Raw genomic sequence first — 22,746 nt, forward strand, 5'->3', positions numbered from 1 at the left:
GCAAAAAAGGAAATGCACGATGGTTGAAAATTCAGGTGACGCGTTTAACTCCGTGCCGATACCGCGTTTGTTAGGCGGCAAGTACGAAGTTGATACCGAGTTGGGACGAGGGGGGATGGGCGTGGTGTTTCGCGGCCGAGACACTATGCTGAAACGACCGGTCGCGATCAAGGTGCTACCTCCGCAACTGACGCTGGATACGTCTTTTGTGCGGCGCTTCCAACAGGAGGCGATTACGGCCGCCAATTTGCGGCATCCGAATATTGTGACTATTCATGATGTGGGCAACCAAGACGGGTTCTATTACATTGTCATGGAATTCATCGAAGGGACTACCGTGGAGCAGTGGATCCATGATCACGGCCCAATGTCACCGCAACAGGCGGGGCATGTGCTCCACCAGATAACTGATGCCCTCGATCATGCGCATCAGAGTGGACTCATTCATCGAGATATCAAGCCAGCCAACATCATGCTTAACCCAAGCGGCCACGCTACTCTGATGGACTTTGGATTGGTGAGGGCCGGTGAAGCCGGTTTGACCGGTACCGGTATCGTGGTGGGAACACCAGACTACATGGCTCCGGAACAAGCGCTCGGTCAACCCATTGACCGCCGAACCGACATCTATGCGCTCGGTGTGGTTGTCTATCGCATGTTGACAGGACAGGTGCCCTTCGCTCGTTCCAGCAGCATGGCGACCATCTATGCCCACGTTCACGAACCACCACCACCGTTGCGCCAAATCCGCAGCGATATCCCTAAACCCATTGAGGCCGTGGTTCTCAAGACCCTAGCCAAGAAACCGGCCAATCGCTACCAGACGGCGGGTCAGTTGGCAGCCGACTTCGGGACGGCACTTGCAGGCAAAATGCCGGCCGGTTTGACCGCAGTTACTACTCCCCCACCGGGTGCTGTGACGAAGGCCGGCAATGCGAATGTTAAGTCTGCTGCGAGCAGTAGTACCCGCGTCATCAGTCATGCTTCTTCTGGCGACCCTGCACGATTTTCACCGCCTCCCCGTCTCTCGGGCCGCATTTTGGTCATTGCTATGGTTGCCGTGCTCTTTCTGGCGGTCAGTGGTGTAGTTTGGGCGGTCAATCGCACCGCGGCGCCCGCCGCGACGCCCACGGCCGAGATTGTCGCCCTCGTGACTCCTGTGCCGACGCCTGAGGTAGTTAATACCAGTACGCCGATTCCACAGTCTGAGGTCACACGCATTGTGGTTGTTACTGCCACGCCGAGGCCAACGTCGCCAATGACGGCCACTTCATTGATATCTGCAACGGCAACGGCATCGCCCACGCCGACCGTTTCAAAGACAAGGCTTGCAACTCCTGCCTTGGCACGTATGGAAGATACCAGCCCCGTTCTACAGGAGCCCACCAATAATGCGTATGGGACCGCGCAGTTGCTGTTTCGTTGGCAGTGGGATGGTCCGGCACTCGCCCCGAACCAAGGGTTTGAAGTGCGCATCTGGAGAGACGGTCAAGCCGACCACTTTGGCGCGGCCGAACCAGTGCGCACGACGAGCGCAGTGATTGACCTCAACCAGGCCGCCGGCGTGCGTCAAGGCGGGGCCGGTACTTACCTTTGGACGGTAGCCGTGGTACAATTGAACCCGTACAAACGGATTGGCAAAGAGGCCACGCCTCGCACTTTAAGAATTGGCGGTGTTCCGCCGACGCCGTCGCGCAGCGCAGCCCCGTTGATCGGGCCAGGCGCAGCGCAGCGGTTCGCCGGCGCTGTGGGCATTCTGAGCGGCAGCCTGCTTCTGGGTTGGCTTTACCTCAGCGGCGCGTTAGAAGCCTGGCTGCGCCGCCGCCGTCCGTGAGATGGAGCCGCCAGTGGACGCTGGAAGTTGGGGGCCTGCTGGTTGTCATCTTGATCCCGCTGGTCTTCAATCCGCTGGACGTCAACGCCTTTGAACCGCTCAAGGCCGCCGTTTTTCAGATCGTTACGCTGCTGATGCTCCTGGCCGCCTTGCTGCCGCCAGCATCCGCCTTGCGTTCTGGGGACATGCCCCGCTGGCCCTACCTGCTGTATGCAGGCGCCGTCCTGCTGGCAACGATTTTCTCGGTCGAGGCGCGCCGCAGCCTGTGGACCGCGCGCACGACGGCCGATGGCGCGTTGACGCTGCTCAGCGGTGTGGTCTTCTGCTGGCTGCTGGGCCAGGCGCTGACGACGCGGCGCCAGGTGACGCGCTTGCTGCTGGCGCTGGTCATCGGCAGCGTACCGGTGACGGTTTACGGCCTGCTGCAGGCAGCCGGTCTCGACCCGCTGGTCTGGGTCAGCGACTCGGTCTCGCCGGTGCTGAGCACGGTAGGGCGCTCGAATTACCTGGCCGCCTACCTGGTGATGGTCATGCCGTTCACGCTGGCGCTGTGGCGGAGCGGCCATGAAGGGCAGCCGGCGTATCGTTTCGGCCTGCTCTTTGCGCTGCAGCTCATCTGCCTCCTGCTGACCCTGGCGCGGGCCGCGTGGCTTGGCCTGTTGGTCGGCGGCCTGGCGGCCGGTGTCGCTTTCCTTCGGCGTCGGCCTGCCGTTCGGGCTGGCCGGCCGCGCTGGAGATGGCGGCTGCTCGGCGGGCTGGCGGCTGGCCTGGTGGGCGTTGCCCTGCTGGTTGCCATGAGCGCCTCAGCCCTGGTGAAACCGTCGGCGTATGGCATGCGTCCCCCCGTCTACGCCCAACTGCGGGCAGACTCGGCCGCCGCCCGCCTGATCTTCTGGCGCGCCAGCCTGCGCTTGCTCGATGGGCGCTGGCTGCTGGGCTATGGCCCCGGCACGTTTGGCGCGGTCGTGGCCGCCGCGCAGCCGCCCGAGCTGACCGCGGCAGGCCCGGCCGCGGCGCTGCTGGACGATCCGCACAACCTGCTGCTCGATCGGCTGCTGCAGACCGGCGTGGTGGGCGTGGCTGCCTTCCTCGCTCTGCTGCTGGCGGCGGCTCGTCAATGGCTGCGCGCCTGGCGCCGCGCCGCCGATCGCCAGGCCGTGTCCATTTTGGCCGCGGCGCTGGCGGCTTTGACCGCCTACGTTGTCCAGGCGCAGGCGACCCCCAACGTGATGACGCCCGACGCCTTGTTCTGGGTGCTCCTGGCCCTGGCCGGCGCCGCCCCCTTCAGTCTGGTCAACGGGGCCAGGCAAGAAGAATTGCCGCCAGACCGGTCTCTGGTCTCTGATCTCTGATTCCTGATCTCTGATCTCCGATTTTCGTTCGCAACAGGAGGTTTCTTTCGATGGCAGAACAATCCTCATCGCAGCCCAACCAGCGCCCATTGCCGACTTCTGGCGGGTTGACCCTGCGCGTGGCGCAGCTGAGCGATGTCGGCCGCGCGCGTGATCACCAGGAAGACAGCGTCGCCGTCTTTGAGCCTTCTGACCCAGCGATCCTCCAGCGCAAGGGGCGGCTCTACCTGGTGGCCGATGGCATGGGTGGACATAACGCCGGCGAGGTCGCCAGCCAGATGGCGGCGGCTGAAATCCCGCGCGCCTATTACGCCGACCCCAGCCCGGATATCCCCACCGCGCTGACCAATGCCGTGGCCGCCGCGAATCAAGCGATTGTTCAGCATGCCCAGGCCGCGGCCGGTCAGATCGGCATGGGTACCACGGCGACGCTGGCTGTGGTGCGCGAGCGCGAGGTGATCATCGGCAATGTGGGCGACAGCCGCACTTACCTGCTGCGTAACGGCGCGTTGACTCAAGTCACACAGGACCATTCGCTGGTGGCCGCGCAGGCGCGCGCCGGCGTGCTGACGCCAGAGCAGGCGCGCAACCATCCGCAGCGCAATGTCATCACCCGCGCCCTGGGTAAGATGGACAGCGCGCAGCCTGACTTCTTCAACGGCAGCCTGCAAGCCGACGATACGCTTATCCTCTGCTCGGACGGCCTCAGCACGATGGTCACGGACAATGAAATCCAGGACATTGTGGGCAAATCCACGCCTGCAGACGCGGTGCGCCGCCTGGTGGATTTGGCGAACGAACGCGGCGGCCTGGACAACATCAGTGTCATTGTCGTGCGGGCAGAGGGGGCCGGCGGCAGCCGCCAGGCCATGCCCGCCGTGGCGCGCGCCGCGGCTGAGCCAGCCAGGACGGCCGCCGCACGCCGTTTCCCGTTGTGGCTGATGGCCGCGGCCGCGGTCATCGTTCTGATGGCCCTGGCTGGCATCATGCTGCTGCTGCAAACCACGCGCGGTCGCGCCGGTGAGCCAACCAGCGCGGCTGCATCGCCGCAAGGCACGATGACCAGGGAGGCGACCGCCACGCTGGCGACAGGCGATGGCGGCCGACCAACGGCCACGTTGGCGGCCGTCAACGGAACCGCCATGGTCGAGACGGCGACGTTGCCGCCCAGCCCCACACCGACGACGGCCCAGCCCACCGTCGCCCCTGCGTCGCCGACGACACGACCAGCCCAGTCGAATCAACCCCTGCCGGTCTTGCTCACTCCTGGCAATATCACCATCGTGGGGGATAATACGCAGCGCTTTGCCTGGGACTGGAGCGGTCAACTGCAGCCTGGCCAGGGCTTCCAGGTGCTGCTCTGGAAAGGCTCGAATCCACCCACGGCGGCCGACCGGCCTGTGACAGCAAAAACGGGCGATAGTTGGGAACAAACTATTCGTCTCAGCCAGGCGCCCGCGGTCAAGCAGGGCGGCGACGGAACCTATTCGTGGACGGTGGCGCTTATCCAGGTAGAACCATACAAGCAGCTGGCCGGCACACCGATGCCGCGCACCTTGACCTACCAGGCGCAGAAACCAACGGCTGCGCCAACCAGTATCCCCACGGTTCGACTACCCGTCCCTCCCACGGTAGACCTGCGGCCCACAATTTCGCTGACCCCGAGACGTCGCTAACGAGCGAAGGTCCGCATCAGACTCTCTTGCAAACGTAACTATCCATCTTGAAGAAGTTGCCGGTAGATAGGTCAAAGACATGGAACGACTGCTCATTCTCGCTCAATTTTCCCCTGCGTATCTGGAACGCTTGCGCCGCCGCTTCGAGGTCTTCCACGAAAGTTGGCTGGACACCGCCGAGTTGGTTGACCCTGAAGCGCTGGGAAGACGTCTGCGCGGGGAGCGCATTGACTACCTGGTCATCGAGGCCGACTTTGTGCTGGCTGAGACCTTCGCCGCCGCGCCCAATCTGCGTTTCGTGGGGGTCTGCCGGGGTGAAATCGGCCCCCATGTGGACCTGGACGCGGCGGCCCGTCACGGCGTGACCGTCGTCAGCACGCCGGGCCGCAATGCCGTCGCCGTAGCCGAATTAGCCCTGGGTTTCATGCTGGCCCTGGCGCGGCGTCTTCCCCAGGCGCATGACCTGGTGCGCGGCGGTCATTGGGACAGCGCCCTGACCGGCTACGGCGCGTGGGGCGGCATCGAGCTGGCCGGGCGCACGGCTGGCCTGATCGGGCTGGGCGCGGTGGGCTGCGCGGTGGCGCGCCGGCTGCGCGGCCTGGAAATGCGCGTCCTGGCTACCGATCCCTTCCTCCCTGCTGCGCCGGATGGGCTGGCCGAGATGGTTGACCTGGCAACCCTGGTGCGCCAGTCTGACTTCATCAGCCTGCACTGTCCGTTGACGCCAGCCACGCGCAACCTGGTGGACGCCGCGTTCCTGGCCCAGGCCAAGCCGGGCGTCTTCTTCATCAACACGGCGCGCGCAGCCCTGGTGGATGAAGATGCTCTGCTCGACGCGCTGCACACGGGACATGTGGCCGGCGTCGCTTTGGACGTTCACCGCATCGAGCCACTGCCGCCCAACAGCCCGTGGTTGGCGGTGGATCGCGCGATCCTCACGCCTCACATCGGCGGCGCATCGGTGGATGTCGTGGGCCATCATTCCCGCCTGATTACCGAGGCGCTGGAGCATTTTGTTGGCCTTGACCATCAGGCGTAGCTGACCGCGCGCTTTGCACTCTGCACTCTGCACTCTGCGCTTTGCACTTTGGAAAGAGCACACGCCTGTGACCGATGCAGCCCTTCTGACCCTTGATGCCGGCACCAGCGGCGGACGCGCGGCGATCTTCGATGTGATGGGACGCCAGCTGGCTGTAGCGGCCGCCGCGTGGGATTACGAAACGCCGCCCGACGCAGCGCCTTGGGGGCGGGCCTTCGATGCAGGGCGGTTCTGGGGCATCTTGACTGCGCTGACGCGCCAGGCGCTGGCGCAGGCCAATATACCGGCGGACGCGGTGGCTGCGGTTAGCGTGACCAGTCAGCGCGGCGGCCTGGTGATCCTGGACGCGACCGGCGCGCCGCTTTACGCCGGGCCAATTCAGGACTTGCGCGGGGTCTTTCAGGCCGCGGCCTTGGAGGAGACCTGGGGCGAGCGCCTGTACGCGATCAGCGGGCATCGCCCGGCCCTGATCTTTGCCCCCGCGCGCCTGCGCTGGTTCGCGGAGCAGCAGCCTGAGCTTTTTCGGCGCTTCCACACCCTGCTGACGATCAGCGATTGGCTGACCTTTTGCCTGAGCGGTGTTCGCGGCACCGAGCCGAGCGCCGCGGCCGACACGCAGCTCTTTGACATCCGTGAAGCAGCCTGGTCAGCAGAGCTGATGAACAGCCTGGCTTTGCCCCAGGCCCTCTTTCCGCCCGTGCGGGTTACAGGCGTCATCGTGGGCGAGGTTACGGCCACGGCGGCGGCGCAGATGGGCCTACGGCCGGGTACGCCGGTCGTCATGGGCGGCGCGGATACGCAGATGGGGCTGCTTGGCCTGGGCGTGACCGCGCCAGGGCAGGTGGGCATTCTGGCCGGCTGGAGTATGCCGCTGCAGCAGGTCATCGCCGCGCCGCTGAGCGGCCAGGGTCGGCTGTGGGTTGGCGGCCATGTCCTGCCTGGGCGCTGGGTGCTGGAAGGCAACGCCGGGCCGGCCGGCCGCGCGGTCGCCTGGTTGGCTGAGGTGATGTTTGGCCGTCACGATTTCGCGGCGCTGGAAGGGCTGGCCGCGTCGGTGGGGCCGGGCGCGGGCGGCGCGTTGGCCTTCCTGGGGCCGCAGCCCATGAACGCCGCGGAGATGGGGCTGGCCTGGGGCGGGCTGCTCATGCCGCTGGGCGCCGATTTCATCGGGGTAGAGCGGCCGCACCTGGCGCGCGCTGCGCTGGAGAACATCGCCTTTGCCGCCCGCGCCAACCTGGACTTGATTGTTGAGGTCAGCCGGGCGCCGGCGACCCAGGTGGCGGTGGGCGGCGGATTGACCCGCAGCCGCGTGTGGACGCAGATGTTGGCCGACGTGTTGGGGCAGCCGGTGCGCGTCAGCGCGCTGCCCGATGCCAGCAGTCGCGGCGCGGCTGTCAGCGCAGCCGTGGGCGCCGGTTTCTATCCCGACCTGACCGCGGCCGCCGCCGCCATGAGCCGCGAGGATATGAGCATTGATCCCACGCGCGTGGCCGTGGCCGAGTATCTTGACCAATACGAGCGTTGGCAGCAGGCGAGGGAGCAATTAGAGACGATGAGCCGTATCATTGGCTAGTCTCACTGCGCGCAAAGTGTGGTAAAATACAAGTGACGGGATGTGCCCTTTCCGTCAGCTTATGCACAGGAGGCGTCACGTGACTGAATGGCTGGAGGAGCGACAGCGTGTGCTGCAGGCGGCCCAGCAGTTGTTGGTGAAGCGCCTGACCGTGGGCAGTTCCGGCAATGTCAGTCAGCGCGTGGGCGATGAGCTGCTGGCGATCACGCCCAACCGCCGTTACACCGAAGACCTGACGCCTACCGACATCGTTGTGGCGACGTTCGAGGGCGATGTGGTGGCCGGGGAAGGGATTCCCTCCTCCGAGTTGATGATGCACGTGGGCGTCTACCAGGCGCGGCCCGATGTGCTGGCCGTGATCCATGCCCACCCGCGCTACGTCAGCGCCGCGGCCGTGACTGGCCGCGCCATCCCGCCCATTCTCGAAGATCAGATGATCTACTTGGGCGGGCAGATCGAAGTGGCCGGTCATGCCATGTCGGGCAGCGACGAACTGGCCGCGGCGGCCGTGGCAGCCCTGGGCGATCGTCACGCGTGCCTGCTCGCCAATCACGGCGCGATGGCCGTGGGCCGTGATCTGCGCGCCGCGCTCTATGCCTGTGAATACCTGGAAAAACTGTGTCAGGCTTTTCTGTGGGCCAGCCTCCTCGGCCCGCTCAACGTCATGCCGCCAGACGTCGTCGAGACCGAACGGGCCTTCTTCAAAATGATGCGCATGTAGGCGGGCCCTGAGTCCCGAACTTGTTCGGGTTGTTGCTTCGCCTGGACAGCGTTGTCACGCCGGAGGCGTGACCTACGAAAGGAGTCCATTTCCATGAAGGTGCCTTCGTTTATTCTCAGACAACTGTATGTCAAAGGCAGCCTACGGCCGACCGACCAGGGTTTTGCCTTTGAGATTGCTAACAAACTTGGATCCGGCTACAGCCGCGAGATGCGGCCGGTGACGCTGGACGGCGTCGCATTCCCCCTGGAGCAGACGTTCTTTCGCCCACCCGATGGCGTGGAGATCGCGTTCAGCGACGTATCCGATGCCATGCCCTTCACCCTGGAGATGGGCAAGACCTTGACTATCCTGGTGGAAGGCGCCAGCCTGACCCCCGGCAAACACAAGGTCGGCATGGGCTTCGTCGTCAAAGGCATCGGCGAGTTGAGCTTCGATGTGACAGACGTTACTGAGTAAGTGCAAAGTGAAAAGCGCAAAGTGCAAAGCACCGGATTCGGGGCTTGCGCTTTGGGATTCGAGATTACCTGTTTGGGGTTTTCGACCGGAGGCTTGAGATGTTACCACAGCTTGCGGTAGCGCCGGCGGCCGGGCCTGGAGTGATGGCGCAGTTGCGCGCGGAGCAAGGTGCGCTGGCCGGACAGACAGTTGCGATCTCGCGTTCTCCTTTTACCCTGGGGCGTAGCGCGGACAATGATCTGGTTGTGCCTGAACCGTTGGCTTCCCGTCATCACGCCCGGCTGGAGATGCGCGCAGGACGCTGGTATGTGATTGACCTCGACTCGGCCAACGGCACGCTGCTTAACCGCCAACGCGTGAGCGGCGAACAGGTGCTCAATGCGGGCGACTTGATTGCGATCGGGGAAACGGTATTTGCCTTCGTCGCGTCGGAGCCGGCGCGGCCGGCGGTTGTTCCGCCCGTGGCGAAAGCGCGTCCGGCCGCGCAACGCTCATCGCCCGTGGCTGCGATCGTGATTGGCGTCGTGCTGATCGCCCTCGTGGTGGCCGCGGTGCTTTTCGTGGGTGGACGGATGCGGCGCGCCGGAGATGATGCCACAGGTCCTGGTTTGCCGACCATTCAATTGCCCGCGATTCCAAGCGTCACGCTGCCGACAGGCATCCCGTCCTTGCCGCCCATCCCCACGGCTCTGCCGCCTTTGCCCAGCGGAATTCCAACGGGCATACCGCCGCTACCCACCGGGTTTCCCTCAATCCCCACGTTTCCCCCGTTGAGGTAGGGCGATGATGACGCTTGTGATTCAACCAGGCGAGGGCGGCGAGCGCCGCTTGCCCATGCAGCGCGGCGTCCTGACGCTCGGTCGCGGGTCGGATTGCGATCTGATTCTGACCGAAACCCAGGCGTCGCGACGCCATGCTGAGCTGCGTCGCGCCGGCGATCGCTGGCAGATCGTGGACCTGGGCAGCACCAACGGCACCTTTGTGGGGGGAGTGCGCCTGGCGCCCAACGTCGCGCGGCCGCTGAGGCCAGGCGACGTGGTGACGATCGGCAGCACGCGCCTGCGTCTGGTTGACGAGCCGCCCCTGCCCGTTCCCGCAGCGCCAGCGCCGCCCGCGCTGTTCGCAGAGCCTGCTGCCGCGCCGCCGTCTATGCTGTTCACGCTGTTCATCTGGCTCAGCCGCCTGCTGACGCTGGTCGCCGCGGGCTTGCTCATTCTGGGCGCGCAGGCGGCTTGGCTGCACATCAGCGTCACCGTGCCGCTGTTGGGCAACGTGTTCAACCGCACGATTGGCGGCATGGAGAGCGGCTACGGCTATCTGCTGATCGGCATCGCCGCGCTCAGCCTGCTGCTGCTCCTGGTTGACCTGGCGTCGCGGCGTTGGGGCCTGGCCGCCGGGTTGGCGCAGGCGCTCCTCGGCGGCTTGACAGCCGTCGTCCTGGGTTTCAACGCCTACGGCTACTACCAGGCCGGCGCGCAAACCATCTTTGGCGTCAGCCTGTTCGACGTCTTGAGCCAGTATGCGCCGGATTTCGTGCAGGTGGCACTGCAACCTGGCGTCTATCTTGTGGGTGCTGGCCTGGTCGTGCTCATTATCGGCGGCATCCTGAGAATGCTCACCGCAAACATGGAAAGAATGGCATGAGCCGGCCGGCGACTTTTTGAGTCTCGCATCCAGTAACGTTTTCAGGAGTGTTATGGACGATGTTGTAGGGCAACGCCTAAGTGGAAAGTACGATGTGCAAGCTGAAATAGGGCGCGGTGGTATGGGCATCGTCCACCGTGGGTATGACGTGACGTTGCGCCGTCCGGTGGCGATCAAATTGTTGCCTCCCGAGTTCGGCTATGATCAGCAGTTTGTCAAACGATTTCATCAGGAAGCGATCACAGCCGCTGGTCTGCATCATCCGAATATCGTTACCATACACGATGTTGGTCAGCATGGTTCTATTCATTACATTGTCATGCAATTGCTGGATGGTTCGACACTCGATCAGTTACTGGCGAGCAAAGGTCTGATGTCGTTTGGCGCTATCAATCATGTGATGCGCCAGGTAGCAGAGGCTCTGGATTATGCTCATAGACAGCAGATTGTCCACCGTGATATCAAACCGTCCAATATCATGATTGATGCCGAAGGCCATGTTACGCTCATGGATTTCGGTTTGGTGAAAGCTGGTGATGGCAGCAGACTGACATTAAGTGGTGCTGTCGTTGGCACACCAGATTATATGGCTCCTGAGCAAGCACTTGGCAATGAGGTGGATAGTCGGACAGACACCTATGCGCTGGGCGTGGTAGCATATCGAATGCTGACTGGGCGTTTGCCATATTCGCGCGCAACCTCGATGGCGACCGCCTATGCGCACGTTCATGAACCGGCTCCCCCACTGCGCCAGTGGCGTCCTGACTTGCCAAAACCACTGGAAGCCGTGGTGTTGAAGTCATTGGCAAAGCAGCCGAAAGATCGCTACCAGACGGCCGGGCAACTGGCGGAAGATTTTAGCGTCGCCGTGACCGGAAAGATGCCGCCGGGCCTTAAACCGTTGACCACCAAACCACTAATCGCCACAGCCGCGTCGGTGCTGGCTATGGAGAATCCCTCACACATGACAGCTTTGACTGCGCCAGCGACTAGCCGGCGGGTATTGGGCATCGGGGCTGTGGGGACAACCGGCGCAGCATCTACGTTTGCGAACGCTGCGCTATCTACTGCGTCGCCAGCCGTGTCATTCTCGACGCCGACCCCTGCAGGACCGATGATTTCCGCAGATGCGCCTACTGGGTCTAACGCCCGACCTGACAAGTTCCTCGTCATGCCTGTCCTGATCGGGGCTGTTGCCGTTCTGTTATTGGCAGTAATTGGTATAGTCGTGGCACGCCAGCAGCCGCCACCATTGACACCCACTGCTGCGTTGATTGTCCCCTCACAACAAGCATCACCCAACTCTTCGTCAGCAGGTACGGTACAGCCACCAACTTCTGCATCCTATGCACCAGATCCGGTCTCTGATGCGTCCGCCACACCCGATTCGGAATTAGCTGCACCTTCCGCCTCATCCACGGCTGCATGGACACCCATGGCAGTTGTCTCGGCAACACCGACGCGGATACCAACGAACACGGTTGCTTCGACTCCCTCACCAACTCCCACACGTGTAGAGGCAACTCTTACGCTCGTGCCCACTTTGTTGCCGCAGCCAACGAATACAAAAGATGTTCCGACCAACACGCCACGGCCTGAGCCGACCAACACATTGCGGCCTGAGCCGACCAACACACTGCGACCTGAGCCGACCAACACACTGCGACCTGAGCCAACCAACACACTGCGACCTGAGCCAACCAACACACCACATGCCACTAATACGCCCCTGCCGCCGACTCAGCCACCGCCCACGGAACCGCCGACTCAGCCGCCGCCCACGGAACCGCCGACGCCACCGCCGCCCACGGAACCACCAACGCCACCGCCGCCCACGGAACCACCATCTTTCATTCCGACCCTCAAACAGTCTTTGCCGCAGGTGAAAACCTTTTTCAGTTATCACTTAGGTTCCCCATTGGCGGTAGATGGCAACCTGGACGATTGGCCCACCGGCGGCAGTACGTCTCTCGAGGAAGGCAATGCTACTTTTTTTCAGGGTAGTCATGCCAGTACATCCGATCTCAGTGCCCAGATTTGGAGCCAATGGGATACCAACTACCTCTACTTCGCGTTTCATTTGCGTGACGATGTTCTTGTCACTGACAGCACCGATGTCTGGCGTGACGATGAGGTGGAGTTGGCGCTGGACGGTTTGCACAATGGCGCCAGCAACGGTTCTGACGACCACCAGTTTACCGTTAATCCCGATTACCGCGTGACGGATTACGGCACCCCCATCAGCACCCTAGCGGTCGGCATTCAGCGCACGGCTGAGGGCTGGAACCTTGAAGTGGCGCTTCCTAAGGCGACCATCAATGCAGGAGATCTCGTGGCCAACAAGACACTAGGTGTTACATTCGGTCTTCACGATGATGACGATGGCGGTAATTGGGACACTTACATGATCTGGGAGGGAAATAACGTTCAGACCGGTATCTTTGGCGATCTGGTCTTGACCAACCCATCTCCGCCGACGCCTACACCCACAGGAACCAGGTTACCAACAGCTACACACACGCGGACTTCAACCCCAACCTGGACGCCAACGGCGACTCATGTTCCAACCTGGACGCCGACACCGACTGATCGTCCAACCTGGACACCGACCAATACCCCTCAGGCCATCCTTCATTTGTTCTACGTTCCGTCAATCGCTTGGGCGGAGCCAGTGCCAGTGCTACCGCCCCAAGCACCGAGCCTTCATACGATTGCGAATATGGATGGTGATGGCAGTTATCCCGTTACCTGGAGTAATGCCGTTCTCGCTACGAACTACAACCTACAAGAAGCGACAAACAGCGTCTTTGTCGCGCCATCTACTCTGTATGTAGGCACTGGCACGGTTTTCCAGGTCAACGATCATGGGCCGACGCGTTATTTCTATCGAGTCAAAGCAGTCAACAGCAGCGGTGAGAGCGGCTGGTCCAACGTGGAATCGGTTGATGTGGTGTGGGAACGTGAGCCCAACAACGTCTTCACAGAGGCCAATGGTCCGATTCTCTCCGACGTAATCTACTACGGCTTGTTTCCCGGCTCTGGTGATTTGAATGACTATTACGCCTTTGATGTTTCCGCCCCACACAGCGTCGAAGTATGGCTCACCAGCATCGGTTCAGGGCACAACTACGATATCTTACTACGTGACGATATTGGCCAGATTCCAGGCGCCTATTCAGGCAACCTCGGTAATGCGAATGAACATATCTTTGTGCCTGCCTTGGCCATGGGACGCTATTATATCCGCGTGATTAATAGGAGCGAGTCCAGCAGTCAGCAACCATACCAGGTGCGTGTTGTATATGAATGAACGACCCTGTGAAGGCATACCCAAGTCGCCGCCCCCTCGGGCAAGCGATTCCTGGCGGCCTTGGTTGGGCTTCCCGCAAGCAGAAGATTCTCATGAGGTGTAATTCATGCCAGACACTCCAGCGATTTATGGCATTTTGACGGTTCAGGCCGGCGGCGCAGCCGATGAGCATCCGATCTCGAAGCCGACCCTGGACATTGGACGCAGCAGTGAAAATGACGTCGCCCTTCTGGACGACGCGCAGGTGTCGCGGCGCCATGTGCGCCTGACCTACACTGCGCAGGGTTTCCAGGTGCAAGACCTCGGCTCGGCCATCGGCACCCAGTTGAACGGGCGGCCGTTAGCGGCGCGTCAATCCTACCCGCTGCGCTTTGGCGATGTGCTGCAGATTGCCAGCTTTCAACTGAGCTTGCGGCCGGCCGAAGCGCCGGCGCCGCCGTGGTTAGGCGACAAGATTCGCATCTCCGCGCGGCCGACGCCCGGTCTCGCTGTCTATCTCGGCGGCCAAGTGCAGAAGTTTGCGCTCGATAAGCCGCAGATCACCGTGGGGCGCGCGGCAGATAACGACATTGTCCTCAATGTCGGCGTTGTCTCCGGGCATCATGCCCGCTTGCAGCAGGTCGGTGCTGCCTTCACGATCAGCGACGCCGGCAGCTCCAACGGCCTGACGTTCAACGGGCAGAAGGTGCCGCAGAAGGCGCTGGTGGACGGCGATGTGCTCTACGTCACCGACCAGGTGGCCATGCAGTTTCGCAGCGCCATCGGCTTCGTGGGCGGCCAGGCCAAGCCTGAAGCTGCCACGCCGCCGCCCGCGCGCGTCGTGGGGCTGCCCACCGACGACCAGCCGGTGCGCATCGGCCGCGCCAAAGACAATCAGATCGTCCTCGACCATCCGCAGGTCAGTCGCTATCACGCAATGATCGAGCGCATGGGCGTGGGGCGTTATCGCATTCATGACCTCAAAAGCTCGAACGGCGTCTTTGTGGGCAACAAACGCATCGAGCGCGAGAGTTGGCTCAAAGAGGACGACGAAATTCAGATCGGCCCCTTCCGCCTCGACCTCAAGGAGGGTAACATCCGGCAGATGGAAGACCGGGGCATGCGCCTGGATGTATTTCATCTGCAGAAATGGGTTACCAAAGAGAAAAACCTGCTGCAAGACATCTCGCTCGCGATCGCGCCGCAGGAATTCGTGGCCCTGGTGGGCCTCTCCGGCGCCGGTAAGTCCACCCTGATGAACGCGCTGACCGGCTTCAACCCGGCCACGCATGGCGCGGTCTTTGTCAACGACATTGATCTGTACAAGAACTTCGACCTTTTTCGCAATGAGCTGGGCTATGTGCCGCAGAAGGACATCGTTCATGCCGAGTTATCGGTCTATGCCGCGCTCGACTACGTGGCGCAGCTGCGTATGCCGGCTGACACCACCGCGGCTGAGCGCCACCAACGCATCCTGGAAGTGCTCGAAGACCTGGATCTGACCGAGCGCAAGGATTTGCCGATCAACAAACTCTCCGGCGGCCAGCTCAAGCGCGTCTCCATCGGCGTGGAACTGCTCACCAAGCCGCGGCTGTTTTACCTGGACGAACCAACCTCGGGCCTCGACCCCGGCACCGAATACAACATGATGAAACTGCTGCGCCATCTGGCTGACCAGGGACGCACGATCGTGCTCATCACGCACGCCACCAAGAATGTGATGATGTGCGATAAGGTCATCTTCGTGGTGCGCGGCGGCTACGTGGCCTTCTATGGCCCGCCCGAAGAAGCACTGATCTACTTCGACCGCTACCGCACCGACCAGGAGCGGCGCGAGAAGGACATGGAGTTCGACAGCATCTATATCGTGCTGGAGGACGACAAGCGCGGCAAGCCGACCGATTGGGCGGAGCGTTATCAGAAATCGCCCGCGTATCAAAACTACGTGGTTGAGCGCCTGCGCCATCGCCAGGCTGCGGCGTCCAACGTCGGGCCGGATACGATTGCCCGCCGCGTGAGCAGCGGCGCGACCCGACGCGTCAACGCGCTGAGCCAGTTGATGATTCTTTCCTCGCGCAACCTCAACATCCTGATGCGTGACCGGCTCAGCCTGGCGTTGATGCTTCTACTGGCCCCCGGCATTGGCCTGATGGACTTCATGTGGGGGAGAGACCTGTTCGACCCGGTCAAAGGCGATCCGGGCAAGATCATCACGATGCTCTTCATGATGGGCCTGATCACTATCCTGGTCGGCGCGCTCAGCTCCGTGCTGCAGATTGTCAAAGAGACCGACATCTACAAGCGGGAGCGCACGGTCGGCCTGCAGATCGGCCCCTACATCCTGTCCAAAGTCTGGATCGGATTGATCCTCGCGCTTTACCAGGCGGTCGTCTTCCTGGTCCTCAAACTGATCTTTGTCAATCCCGATTTGCCGGGCGCGGGCGCGTACGTGGCGATCTACGTGACTCTGTTCATCGGCACGCTGTCGGGCTATCTCTTCGGCCTGGCAATTTCGGCCGCCGCGCCCAACCTGAACGTGGCACTGCTGCTGGTCATCGTCGTGTTGGTGCCGCAGTTCCTCTTTGCCGGCGCGCTCCTGCCGCTCGACTTGATCCCCGGCGGCGAGCAGATCAGCGTCATCGCCTCCACGCGTTGGGCGTTCGAGGCGTTGGTCAACATCACGGGGTTTGGCAAGCCGCTGGTGGATGACCCTTGTTGGGACGACCGGCCCAAGTACGATGAGGACGGTCAGACCGGCTGGAACACCGTTCTGAACCAAGACGATGAGCAGAAGCTGGCCTTGGGCTGCACTTGCATGGGCGCGACCATTTTCCAAACGTGCAGCACCTTTCCGGGTATCCAGAGCGCGGATTTCTACGATGACAAGGCCAAGACGCAGTTGGCTGCCGTAGAGCCGGTCAAACCGGTCTCGCCGACGCCCTACCCGTCGCCGACGCCCTATCCGTCGCCGACGCCCTATCCGTCGCCGACGCCGTTGCCCACGCCGAACGACCCGCGCAAGCTGACCGACTACATGGACGACAGCCGTGAACAAGGCCGCAAATACCAGGATCGGCGTCAGCAGCAGGGGAATGCGTATCAGGATCAGCGTGAGGCGCAGGGCAATGAGTACCAGGACGCGCGCCAGCGTCAGGGCGATGAATACGCCGCGGCGATGGAAACCTGGGGCGATGAAAAGGCCGCGTGGGAGCGCGAGCGCCAGCGCGCGGTCAAGGGTGCGGAGGGCATGCTCAAGAACGTCTTCGACAACTACGGCCGCGCGTTCAAGGGCAGCGTTACCACGCGCTGGCTGGCGATGACCATCGTCATGATCGTGCTGGTCGGGCTGATCGTGTTCTTCCAGAGGCGGAAGGATGTGGTGTAGGATGAACAGTAGATAAGGAGGCTTACCATGACCATTCAGGCACAAGAATTAGTCAAAGCGGGCATCTTTCCCGATGTCAATACCGCGATTCAAGAAGCGCTGCGCGTCTTGTGGCAGGAACGGCCTGGCGTACGTGTTGATGTCGCCATTCATCGTTATCGCACCGAAGAATTGTCTGTTGCCAAAGCCGCTGCCCTGGCAGGAGTGTCATTTGATCGGATGAAGGGAATCCTGGCCGAGCGTAGTGTTCCCCTACGACTGGGGCCTGAAACTGTAGAAGAAGCGCTGGCTGAAGTCGAGTCACTGCGCAGGATGCGGTCATGAATCGGCTCGTGAACACCACGGTGCTATCGAATTTTGCTGCGACACAAGCGCTTGATTTGCTGCGTGACACGGCTGGCCCTTTGTACCTTCCGAACGAAGTCTATGACGAAATTGCCGCCGGCCAGATGGCGGGCTACGCTTTCTACGATGGCATCGAGCGCATGATTGTGCCTCTCGATCGCCGCGGCTGGTTGCATTTGATTGCCATGACGGACGAGGAGCTGACCCTGGCAACCACCTTGCCCGGTTACCTTCATCGCGGCGAGGTGGCGTGTTTGTGCATGGCACGTCAGCGTGGATGGGGTTTTCTCACTGACGATCGCGCGGCACGACGCCAGGCCCAGCAGTGGAAGATCCCCATATCTGGCACATTGGGTGTCCTGTTGCTAACTGTCCAGGATGCAAGATTGACTATTCATGAAGCCAATGCGTTGCTGATGGCAATGATTGAGAAGGCTCATTACCGGTCGCCCGTGAGTGACCTTGGGCATCTGTTGGCTCACTCTTGATACACGAGACACTCAATGACACTCAAACCCCATGAATCGTTGCTGAATGGCAAATACGTCATCGAGCGCGTGCTCGGTCGCGTCCGCTTTCGGCGTCGTGAAAGGCGGGAGTGGGCGCTATTTCTGGACCGTCGCCGTCGTGCAGATGGAGCCTTATCAACGAATCGGGCCGGAAGCGCCCCCGCGCGTGGTGCAGGTCGAGCTGGGCGGCGGAGGCGCGGCACCAACGCCGGCGGGACCAACGGGGACACCAAGAGCGCCGTAGTCCGATTTCCCTGGAAAGAAGCTACATAGTTCGCCGGAGTATGCCAATGAGGTCAGCGTGGTGGGCAACCTGGCCTATGTGGCCGATGGGAGCAGCCTGCAGATCATTGACGTCAGCAATCCGACCAACCCGACCTGGCGCGGCGCGTACGATACGCCGGGGTTTGCCTTTGGCGTCAGCGTCCTAGGCAGGCTGATCTATGTGGCCGATGGGGAGGACGGCCTGCTGATCTTGCCGTGGAATGGGTAAGTCGGCTTCGTGACCTGGCCTGGGCGGAGTGCCCCGTCGTGTCGAGCGGATGCTGTTGCGCGGCAGTTAGGAGACCGCGGGTGAACAGAGGGCAGGCGGTGATGAGCAGACGATTGTCAGGAAATTGGAGGTGAACACCAGGTTTCGGTAGTGCAAACAACGAGCTCTATTCAAGAGCGGTGCGCGGTGTGAAGATACGATCAGCATTGCGCAATACCAGGTGTTCGATTTTTTCCATTCGCACGATCATGGTCCTGACTGTGGCCTGGCTGACAAGGCCGTTAAGCCAGAGCAACCGCAGCAGCGTCGGCAGATCAAGCGCGAGGATGGTTTGATGGGCGCAGTACCTCAGCACCTGGTGGTCATTACAAAGGAGGATCGCGCCCAGTCGCTGGCAGAGCGCAACGGCTTCTCGTTCACCTGGGCCGAAACTGGGTGGCAACAGGGCCAGCCGTGCCTGATCTTCTGACTCCAAATCGAGTACCCCGATGAAACCCTGTGTCATCATGTCAAGAACTGGCTGCAGGTGTCTGACATGGCGAGCAAGACCCGCTTCAATCTCTCGCTTGACCGCGGGTGGAATGAAGATGGTTTGCACCGACAGGGCTTTTAGGAGGAGGTCTAAGGCACGAGCAGCCGCAAAAGAGGTCAAGATATTCGTATCAGACACGACCATGCGACTGAAGCTCCAACAGCGCGTCGATAGACTGATCCATTTCGGCGACGGAAGGCACCTCGATCGTCACTGGAGTGCCTCTTTGCTTAAGGAGTTTCATAAGCTCCCAGCGTGTCATGCCGCTTTTCTCGGCGGCACGTTCCAGGGTGATTTCGCGGTTCTGATAGGCCGTGATGGCGTTCTCGATCTCTTCAAAAGTGACACCCCGATTGCGCCTGCTGCGGGCGCTCCGATTCTTGCGCCACTGTTGGTATTCGGCGTACTCCGAGACCGGCACCAAGATCGCCACGGGCTGGCCGTTGGCTTGGAGAAGCGCCGGTTCTTGCACCGCCGCCGTCCGATCAACTTCCAAGGTGTAAAACGTTGGCGTTTCTTGCAGAGTAAGTGTTTTCATCTCGTCATGTCGCCCTCTCGCTTCTGAAATGCTATTGCGCTTCAACGTGGTTGAGCGTATTATATCATCAAGCACGGGCTTGTAAAGCGATTTGCCCTCTCACGCGCTCTGCAGCCTGATCTCGATCAGCACGCGCGTGGCGGCGGCGCGGGCCACGTCCTCCGGCTGCCAGGCGTCCGCTTGACCGGGCGCAGGCCTCACCCCCAACGCACGCGCGGCCATGGGCATGCCCCGCAGGTACGCGGGCAGACGGGCCGCAACCACTTCCGGCTCCAACAGCGCCTCGGCTACGCCGCGCAGGTCACGACCACGCACGCGCACGGTCACCGGCGCCCCGCCGGCCAGGTTGCGCCACCAGGTGCGGTCACGGTTGGAAATGATCCACAGCCGGTCGCCGTCGCGCACGTAGTTGACCGGGGTGGTGATCGGCCGGCCGGTCTTGCGGCCGGTCACGGTGATGAGCAGGGTGTTGCTGCTGAGCAAGCCATGCAGAGGCGAACGCAGCAGCCACGCAATGAAGCTATTTCCGTTCATACTTTTCCCTTGGTGAAGGGTCGCAGGCAGTGTCACCGGGCGCAAGCGCAGTCAATCCTTGCCGCCGAGATTGCCGCCAGATAGCCAGCCAGCGTAGTGACTCAGGGGATCCGCACGAATCCCATTGTGGCGAAGTGACCATCAGCGGTGAAAACTTGAGAAAGGTTCATGGCGCGCATGACAGCAAAGGAACAACAGTCCGTAAATGAGAATTCCTGGTCGGCATACTTCTCGAATATGATCCAGGCTGCAGCTTCGTGTGCGGCAGTGACACGCACCAGGTTCAATAGCTCGCCCACAGTCATTTGCTGAATCTTGTGCCGGAACTGCACAGCGATTGCATGGCCGACCCGGTAACGAATCAGTGTGATGGCTTCATCCAGCACGAAGTTCGTGGTAACGAAGGTGTGCCCCCGGTCCAGAAGTTCTTCACTGGTCAACTGGGCAATGAGATGGTCATCATCCGCCTTATCGATCATGGCGTACCAGGCCCAGGTGTCCACAAAGACGGCAGTCATGCGGCCGGTCTGCCGTAAAGATAGGTGTCATGCTTACGCGCTACATCGTGACTCGACCCTTCGCCCAGGCCCCGACTTAACTCGCGCATGGCTTGACGTGCCTTATCCAGACGAACTTGTCTTTCTAGCCATTCTGTCAATGCTATCTCGATGGCTTCAATCGGTGCGAGTCGTTGCGTGTGTGCAACAACGCTCAACAACTCAGCCTGCTGGGCGGATAACGTCAATTGAACCACCATTCCGTTACCGTTCATCATTCTACTCCTCGAAGAAGCGGATTTATCGGCTTCTTCCATGCTTGTGGTGAACATTATAGCACAGGGATCCTCTACTCAATAAGTTAGGACAGCAGCGTTACAAAACCCTGTTGTGGGGCGTCTCACCCAAATTAGGCGCGCTATTGAGGCTTCAGCTTGATCACCGCGCTGAGCGGGGCGGGGTCACCGCCGTAGATGATAGGGCACATCAATGATGACGCGCTGGAAGCCTAGTCGGCGCCGGCGGTAGAGGAGCGCGGCCTTGAGTAAGCGCGCGGTCTGATTGTGCAGAATGCCATGCCAGCGCTGGGCCGGCACAAATTCGGGCAAGAGCACCACGGCAAGCTGCCCGTCATGGTGCTCGCGATCGGTGGCGTCGAGGTAGTCCAGCAGCGGTCCCACGAGCGAACGGTAGGGCGATGGCACCACGACCAGCGGCACGTCCGGCCACCACGCAGCCCATTCTTGCTGGATACGCATGCCTTGTTCTGGCTCAAGCTCCACGTAGACTGCGGTGACATCCTGCGAAATGGTGCGCGCAAAGCCTAACGCGTCTACGATGCCGCGATGGATGCCGGAGATGGGAATAACGACGCGCGGCGCAGGAAAAGGCTTGAGCGACGGCGGCAGGCCACGCAGTGAAAGCTGGCTGGCGACCGCGCGATAGTGACGGCGGATCTGCCCGAATCCGAGCGTCAGGGCCGGAATGGCGATGACGGTCAACCACGCGCCGTCGCGGAACTTCTCCAGGAGCACCACCAACAGCGTGACGCCGGTGGCCGCCGCGCCCAGGCCGTTGATCGCGGCCTTGAGCTGCCAGCCGCGCCCCTGCGTGCGCGCCCAGTGCCGCACCATGCCGATCTGCGAGAGGGTGTAGGCCAGGAAGGCGCCAACCGCAAAAAGGGGAATCAGCGCATGGCTGTCGCCGCGGGAGACGATGATCAACGCCGCGGTGATCAGCGCCAGCCATAAAATGCCATTAGCAAATACCAGGCGGTCGCCCAGGCCGGATAATTGGCGGGGCAGGAAACCGTCGCGCGCCAGCAGCGCGGCCAGCTGCGGAAAGCCGGCGAAACTGGTGTTGGCCGCGACGGCCAGGATCAACAACGTGCTGACCTGGATGATCCAGTAGGCAGGTCCCGTGCCCAGAATGCGCCGCGCCAGGGCCGAAAGGATGGTCTCCTGCGGGCCGCTGACGACAGCCAACGATTGCGTGATCCAAATGCTGGCCGCGAACAGCGCGCTCATCAGCACGGCCATGACCAGGAGGGTGCGGCCGGCGTTCTGCGCGGCCGGGGCGCGAAACACCGGCACCCCATTGCTGACGGCCTCGATGCCGGTCATCGCGGTGCAGCCGGTGGCGAACGCGCGCAGCAGCAGGAGCATGGTCAGCGGTTGCAGGGCCGTCGGCGCGGCAGCGGCCAGCGCGACCGGTCCTGCGCTGATCACGCGCCAGGCGCCGAGCGCCAGCATGGGGAAGTAGCAGAGTAAGAAGAGGTAGACCGGGATCGTCATCAGGCTGCTGGTCTCACGTGCGCCGCGCAGGTTGACCAGGGTGACGACGGCCAGGATGAGCAGGGCCGCGAGCACCCGATACGGCCACAGGGCGGGTGCGGCCGAGGCCATCGCTTCCAGGCCGGCGGTCAGGCTGACGGCGGCCGTCAGGACGTAATCCACGAGCAGCGCCGAGGCCGCGAGCAGGCCGGATAACGTCCCCAGGTTTTCCCGCGCCACCACGTAGGAGCCGCCGCCCGACGGGTAGCCGTGGATGGTCTGGTAATAGGAGAGGGCCACGATCAGCAGGAGGGCCGTGATCGCCAGGCTGATTGGCCCGGCCTGGCTGAGGCCGACGCTGCCCGCGACCACCAGGGCCAGGTAGATTTCCTGGTTCGCGTAGGCAATGGAGGAGAGCGCGCCCGGAGAGAAGGAGGCCAGGGCGCGCACCTTGTTCAAGCGTGTTTCGGCAAGTTGTTTGGTGGGAACTGGGGAACCGATGAGGAGATTCTTCAGGCTATCGAGCATAATGCGGCCTTCGCCACCACCCGAAA

The 22,746-nt window shown here is 62.1% G+C and carries 20 protein-coding genes and 1 pseudogene; 15 read left to right on the forward strand and 6 right to left on the reverse strand.

Features of this window, described 5'->3' with window-relative positions; all coding sequences use genetic code 11:
* Positions 1-19: 19 nt before the first annotated feature.
* From ACPQ6D_RS01290 to ACPQ6D_RS01360, 15 genes and pseudogenes are all read left to right on the forward strand, one after another.
* Positions 20-1,834, forward strand: a complete 1,815-nt coding sequence (locus tag ACPQ6D_RS01290) for a serine/threonine-protein kinase (protein WP_423222473.1) — start codon at positions 20-22, stop codon at positions 1,832-1,834.
* On the forward strand, positions 1,831-3,186 hold the full coding sequence (locus tag ACPQ6D_RS01295; protein WP_423222474.1) for an O-antigen ligase family protein: 1,356 nt from the start codon (positions 1,831-1,833) through the stop codon (positions 3,184-3,186). Before ACPQ6D_RS01290 ends, ACPQ6D_RS01295 begins: the two co-directional genes overlap by 4 nt.
* A gap of 50 nt (positions 3,187-3,236) precedes the next feature.
* Positions 3,237-4,862 carry a Stp1/IreP family PP2C-type Ser/Thr phosphatase gene (locus tag ACPQ6D_RS01300; protein ID WP_423222475.1) on the forward strand — a complete coding sequence of 542 codons (1,626 nt, stop codon included), beginning with the start codon at positions 3,237-3,239 and terminating at the stop codon, positions 4,860-4,862.
* Positions 4,863-4,941: 79 nt separating this feature from the next.
* Positions 4,942-5,901 (forward strand): NAD(P)-dependent oxidoreductase, encoded by a 960-nt coding sequence (locus tag ACPQ6D_RS01305; RefSeq protein WP_423222476.1) that lies wholly within the window; start codon positions 4,942-4,944, stop codon positions 5,899-5,901.
* 67 nt (positions 5,902-5,968) lie between these two features.
* A complete protein-coding gene (locus ACPQ6D_RS01310; RefSeq protein WP_423222477.1) occupies positions 5,969-7,474 on the forward strand; it encodes an FGGY-family carbohydrate kinase in 1,506 nt (501 codons plus the stop codon).
* A 79-nt stretch (positions 7,475-7,553) separates the two neighbouring features.
* Positions 7,554-8,195: a class II aldolase/adducin family protein gene (locus ACPQ6D_RS01315; RefSeq protein ID WP_423222478.1), complete on the forward strand. Its 642-nt coding sequence runs from the start codon at positions 7,554-7,556 to the stop codon at positions 8,193-8,195.
* A gap of 93 nt (positions 8,196-8,288) precedes the next feature.
* A complete protein-coding gene (locus tag ACPQ6D_RS01320) occupies positions 8,289-8,654 on the forward strand; it encodes a hypothetical protein (RefSeq protein WP_423222479.1) in 366 nt (121 codons plus the stop codon).
* Between the two features lie 98 nt (positions 8,655-8,752).
* Positions 8,753-9,433, forward strand: coding sequence for an FHA domain-containing protein (locus tag ACPQ6D_RS01325; protein ID WP_423222480.1), 681 nt, complete (start codon positions 8,753-8,755; stop codon positions 9,431-9,433).
* A 4-nt stretch (positions 9,434-9,437) separates the two neighbouring features.
* A complete protein-coding gene (locus tag ACPQ6D_RS01330; RefSeq protein WP_423222481.1) occupies positions 9,438-10,298 on the forward strand; it encodes an FHA domain-containing protein in 861 nt (286 codons plus the stop codon).
* A gap of 52 nt (positions 10,299-10,350) precedes the next feature.
* Positions 10,351-13,608, forward strand: a complete 3,258-nt coding sequence (locus ACPQ6D_RS01335) for a protein kinase domain-containing protein (RefSeq protein ID WP_423222482.1) — start codon at positions 10,351-10,353, stop codon at positions 13,606-13,608.
* Between the two features lie 106 nt (positions 13,609-13,714).
* On the forward strand, positions 13,715-16,972 hold the full coding sequence (locus tag ACPQ6D_RS01340) for an FHA domain-containing protein (RefSeq protein ID WP_423222483.1): 3,258 nt from the start codon (positions 13,715-13,717) through the stop codon (positions 16,970-16,972).
* 27 nt (positions 16,973-16,999) lie between these two features.
* Complete coding sequence (locus tag ACPQ6D_RS01345; protein ID WP_423222484.1) at positions 17,000-17,296, forward strand: UPF0175 family protein; 297 nt, start codon at positions 17,000-17,002, stop codon at positions 17,294-17,296.
* Entirely contained in the window at positions 17,293-17,805 is a 513-nt protein-coding gene (locus tag ACPQ6D_RS01350) for a PIN domain-containing protein (protein ID WP_423222485.1), read from the forward strand. The genes ACPQ6D_RS01345 and ACPQ6D_RS01350 overlap by 4 nt, the downstream gene beginning before the upstream one ends.
* Before the next feature lie 46 nt (positions 17,806-17,851).
* Positions 17,852-18,070 (forward strand): hypothetical protein, encoded by a 219-nt coding sequence (locus ACPQ6D_RS01355; RefSeq protein ID WP_423222486.1) that lies wholly within the window; start codon positions 17,852-17,854, stop codon positions 18,068-18,070.
* Between the two features lie 51 nt (positions 18,071-18,121).
* Positions 18,122-18,319, forward strand: a pseudogene (locus ACPQ6D_RS01360) (hypothetical protein); the annotation flags it as partial.
* Between the two features lie 166 nt (positions 18,320-18,485).
* On the opposite strand, the gene ACPQ6D_RS01365 reads toward ACPQ6D_RS01360, so the two are convergent.
* The 6 genes from ACPQ6D_RS01365 to ACPQ6D_RS01390 all read right to left on the reverse strand — a co-directional run bounded on the left by ACPQ6D_RS01365 (position 18,486) and on the right by ACPQ6D_RS01390 (position 22,720).
* Positions 18,486-18,995 (reverse strand): PIN domain-containing protein, encoded by a 510-nt coding sequence (locus ACPQ6D_RS01365; RefSeq protein WP_423222487.1) that lies wholly within the window; start codon positions 18,993-18,995, stop codon positions 18,486-18,488.
* On the reverse strand, positions 18,982-19,389 hold the full coding sequence (locus ACPQ6D_RS01370) for a DUF7317 family protein (RefSeq protein WP_423222488.1): 408 nt from the start codon (positions 19,387-19,389) through the stop codon (positions 18,982-18,984). The genes ACPQ6D_RS01365 and ACPQ6D_RS01370 overlap by 14 nt, the downstream gene beginning before the upstream one ends.
* A 99-nt stretch (positions 19,390-19,488) precedes the next feature.
* The gene (locus tag ACPQ6D_RS01375; protein ID WP_423222489.1) at positions 19,489-19,923 is read right to left on the reverse strand and encodes a nitroreductase family deazaflavin-dependent oxidoreductase; all 435 of its coding nucleotides are present in this window, start codon (positions 19,921-19,923) and stop codon (positions 19,489-19,491) included.
* A gap of 101 nt (positions 19,924-20,024) precedes the next feature.
* On the reverse strand, positions 20,025-20,441 hold the full coding sequence (locus tag ACPQ6D_RS01380; protein ID WP_423222490.1) for a type II toxin-antitoxin system VapC family toxin: 417 nt from the start codon (positions 20,439-20,441) through the stop codon (positions 20,025-20,027).
* Positions 20,438-20,698: a hypothetical protein gene (locus tag ACPQ6D_RS01385; RefSeq protein ID WP_423222491.1), complete on the reverse strand. Its 261-nt coding sequence runs from the start codon at positions 20,696-20,698 to the stop codon at positions 20,438-20,440. The genes ACPQ6D_RS01380 and ACPQ6D_RS01385 overlap by 4 nt, the downstream gene beginning before the upstream one ends.
* Positions 20,699-20,881: 183 nt before the next feature.
* Positions 20,882-22,720 (reverse strand): APC family permease, encoded by a 1,839-nt coding sequence (locus tag ACPQ6D_RS01390; protein ID WP_423222492.1) that lies wholly within the window; start codon positions 22,718-22,720, stop codon positions 20,882-20,884.
* Positions 22,721-22,746 lie beyond the last annotated feature (26 nt).

The organism is Candidatus Amarolinea aalborgensis (assembly GCF_900491745.1).
GTDB classification, from domain to species: domain Bacteria; phylum Chloroflexota; class Anaerolineae; order SSC4; family Amarolineaceae; genus Amarolinea; species Amarolinea aalborgensis.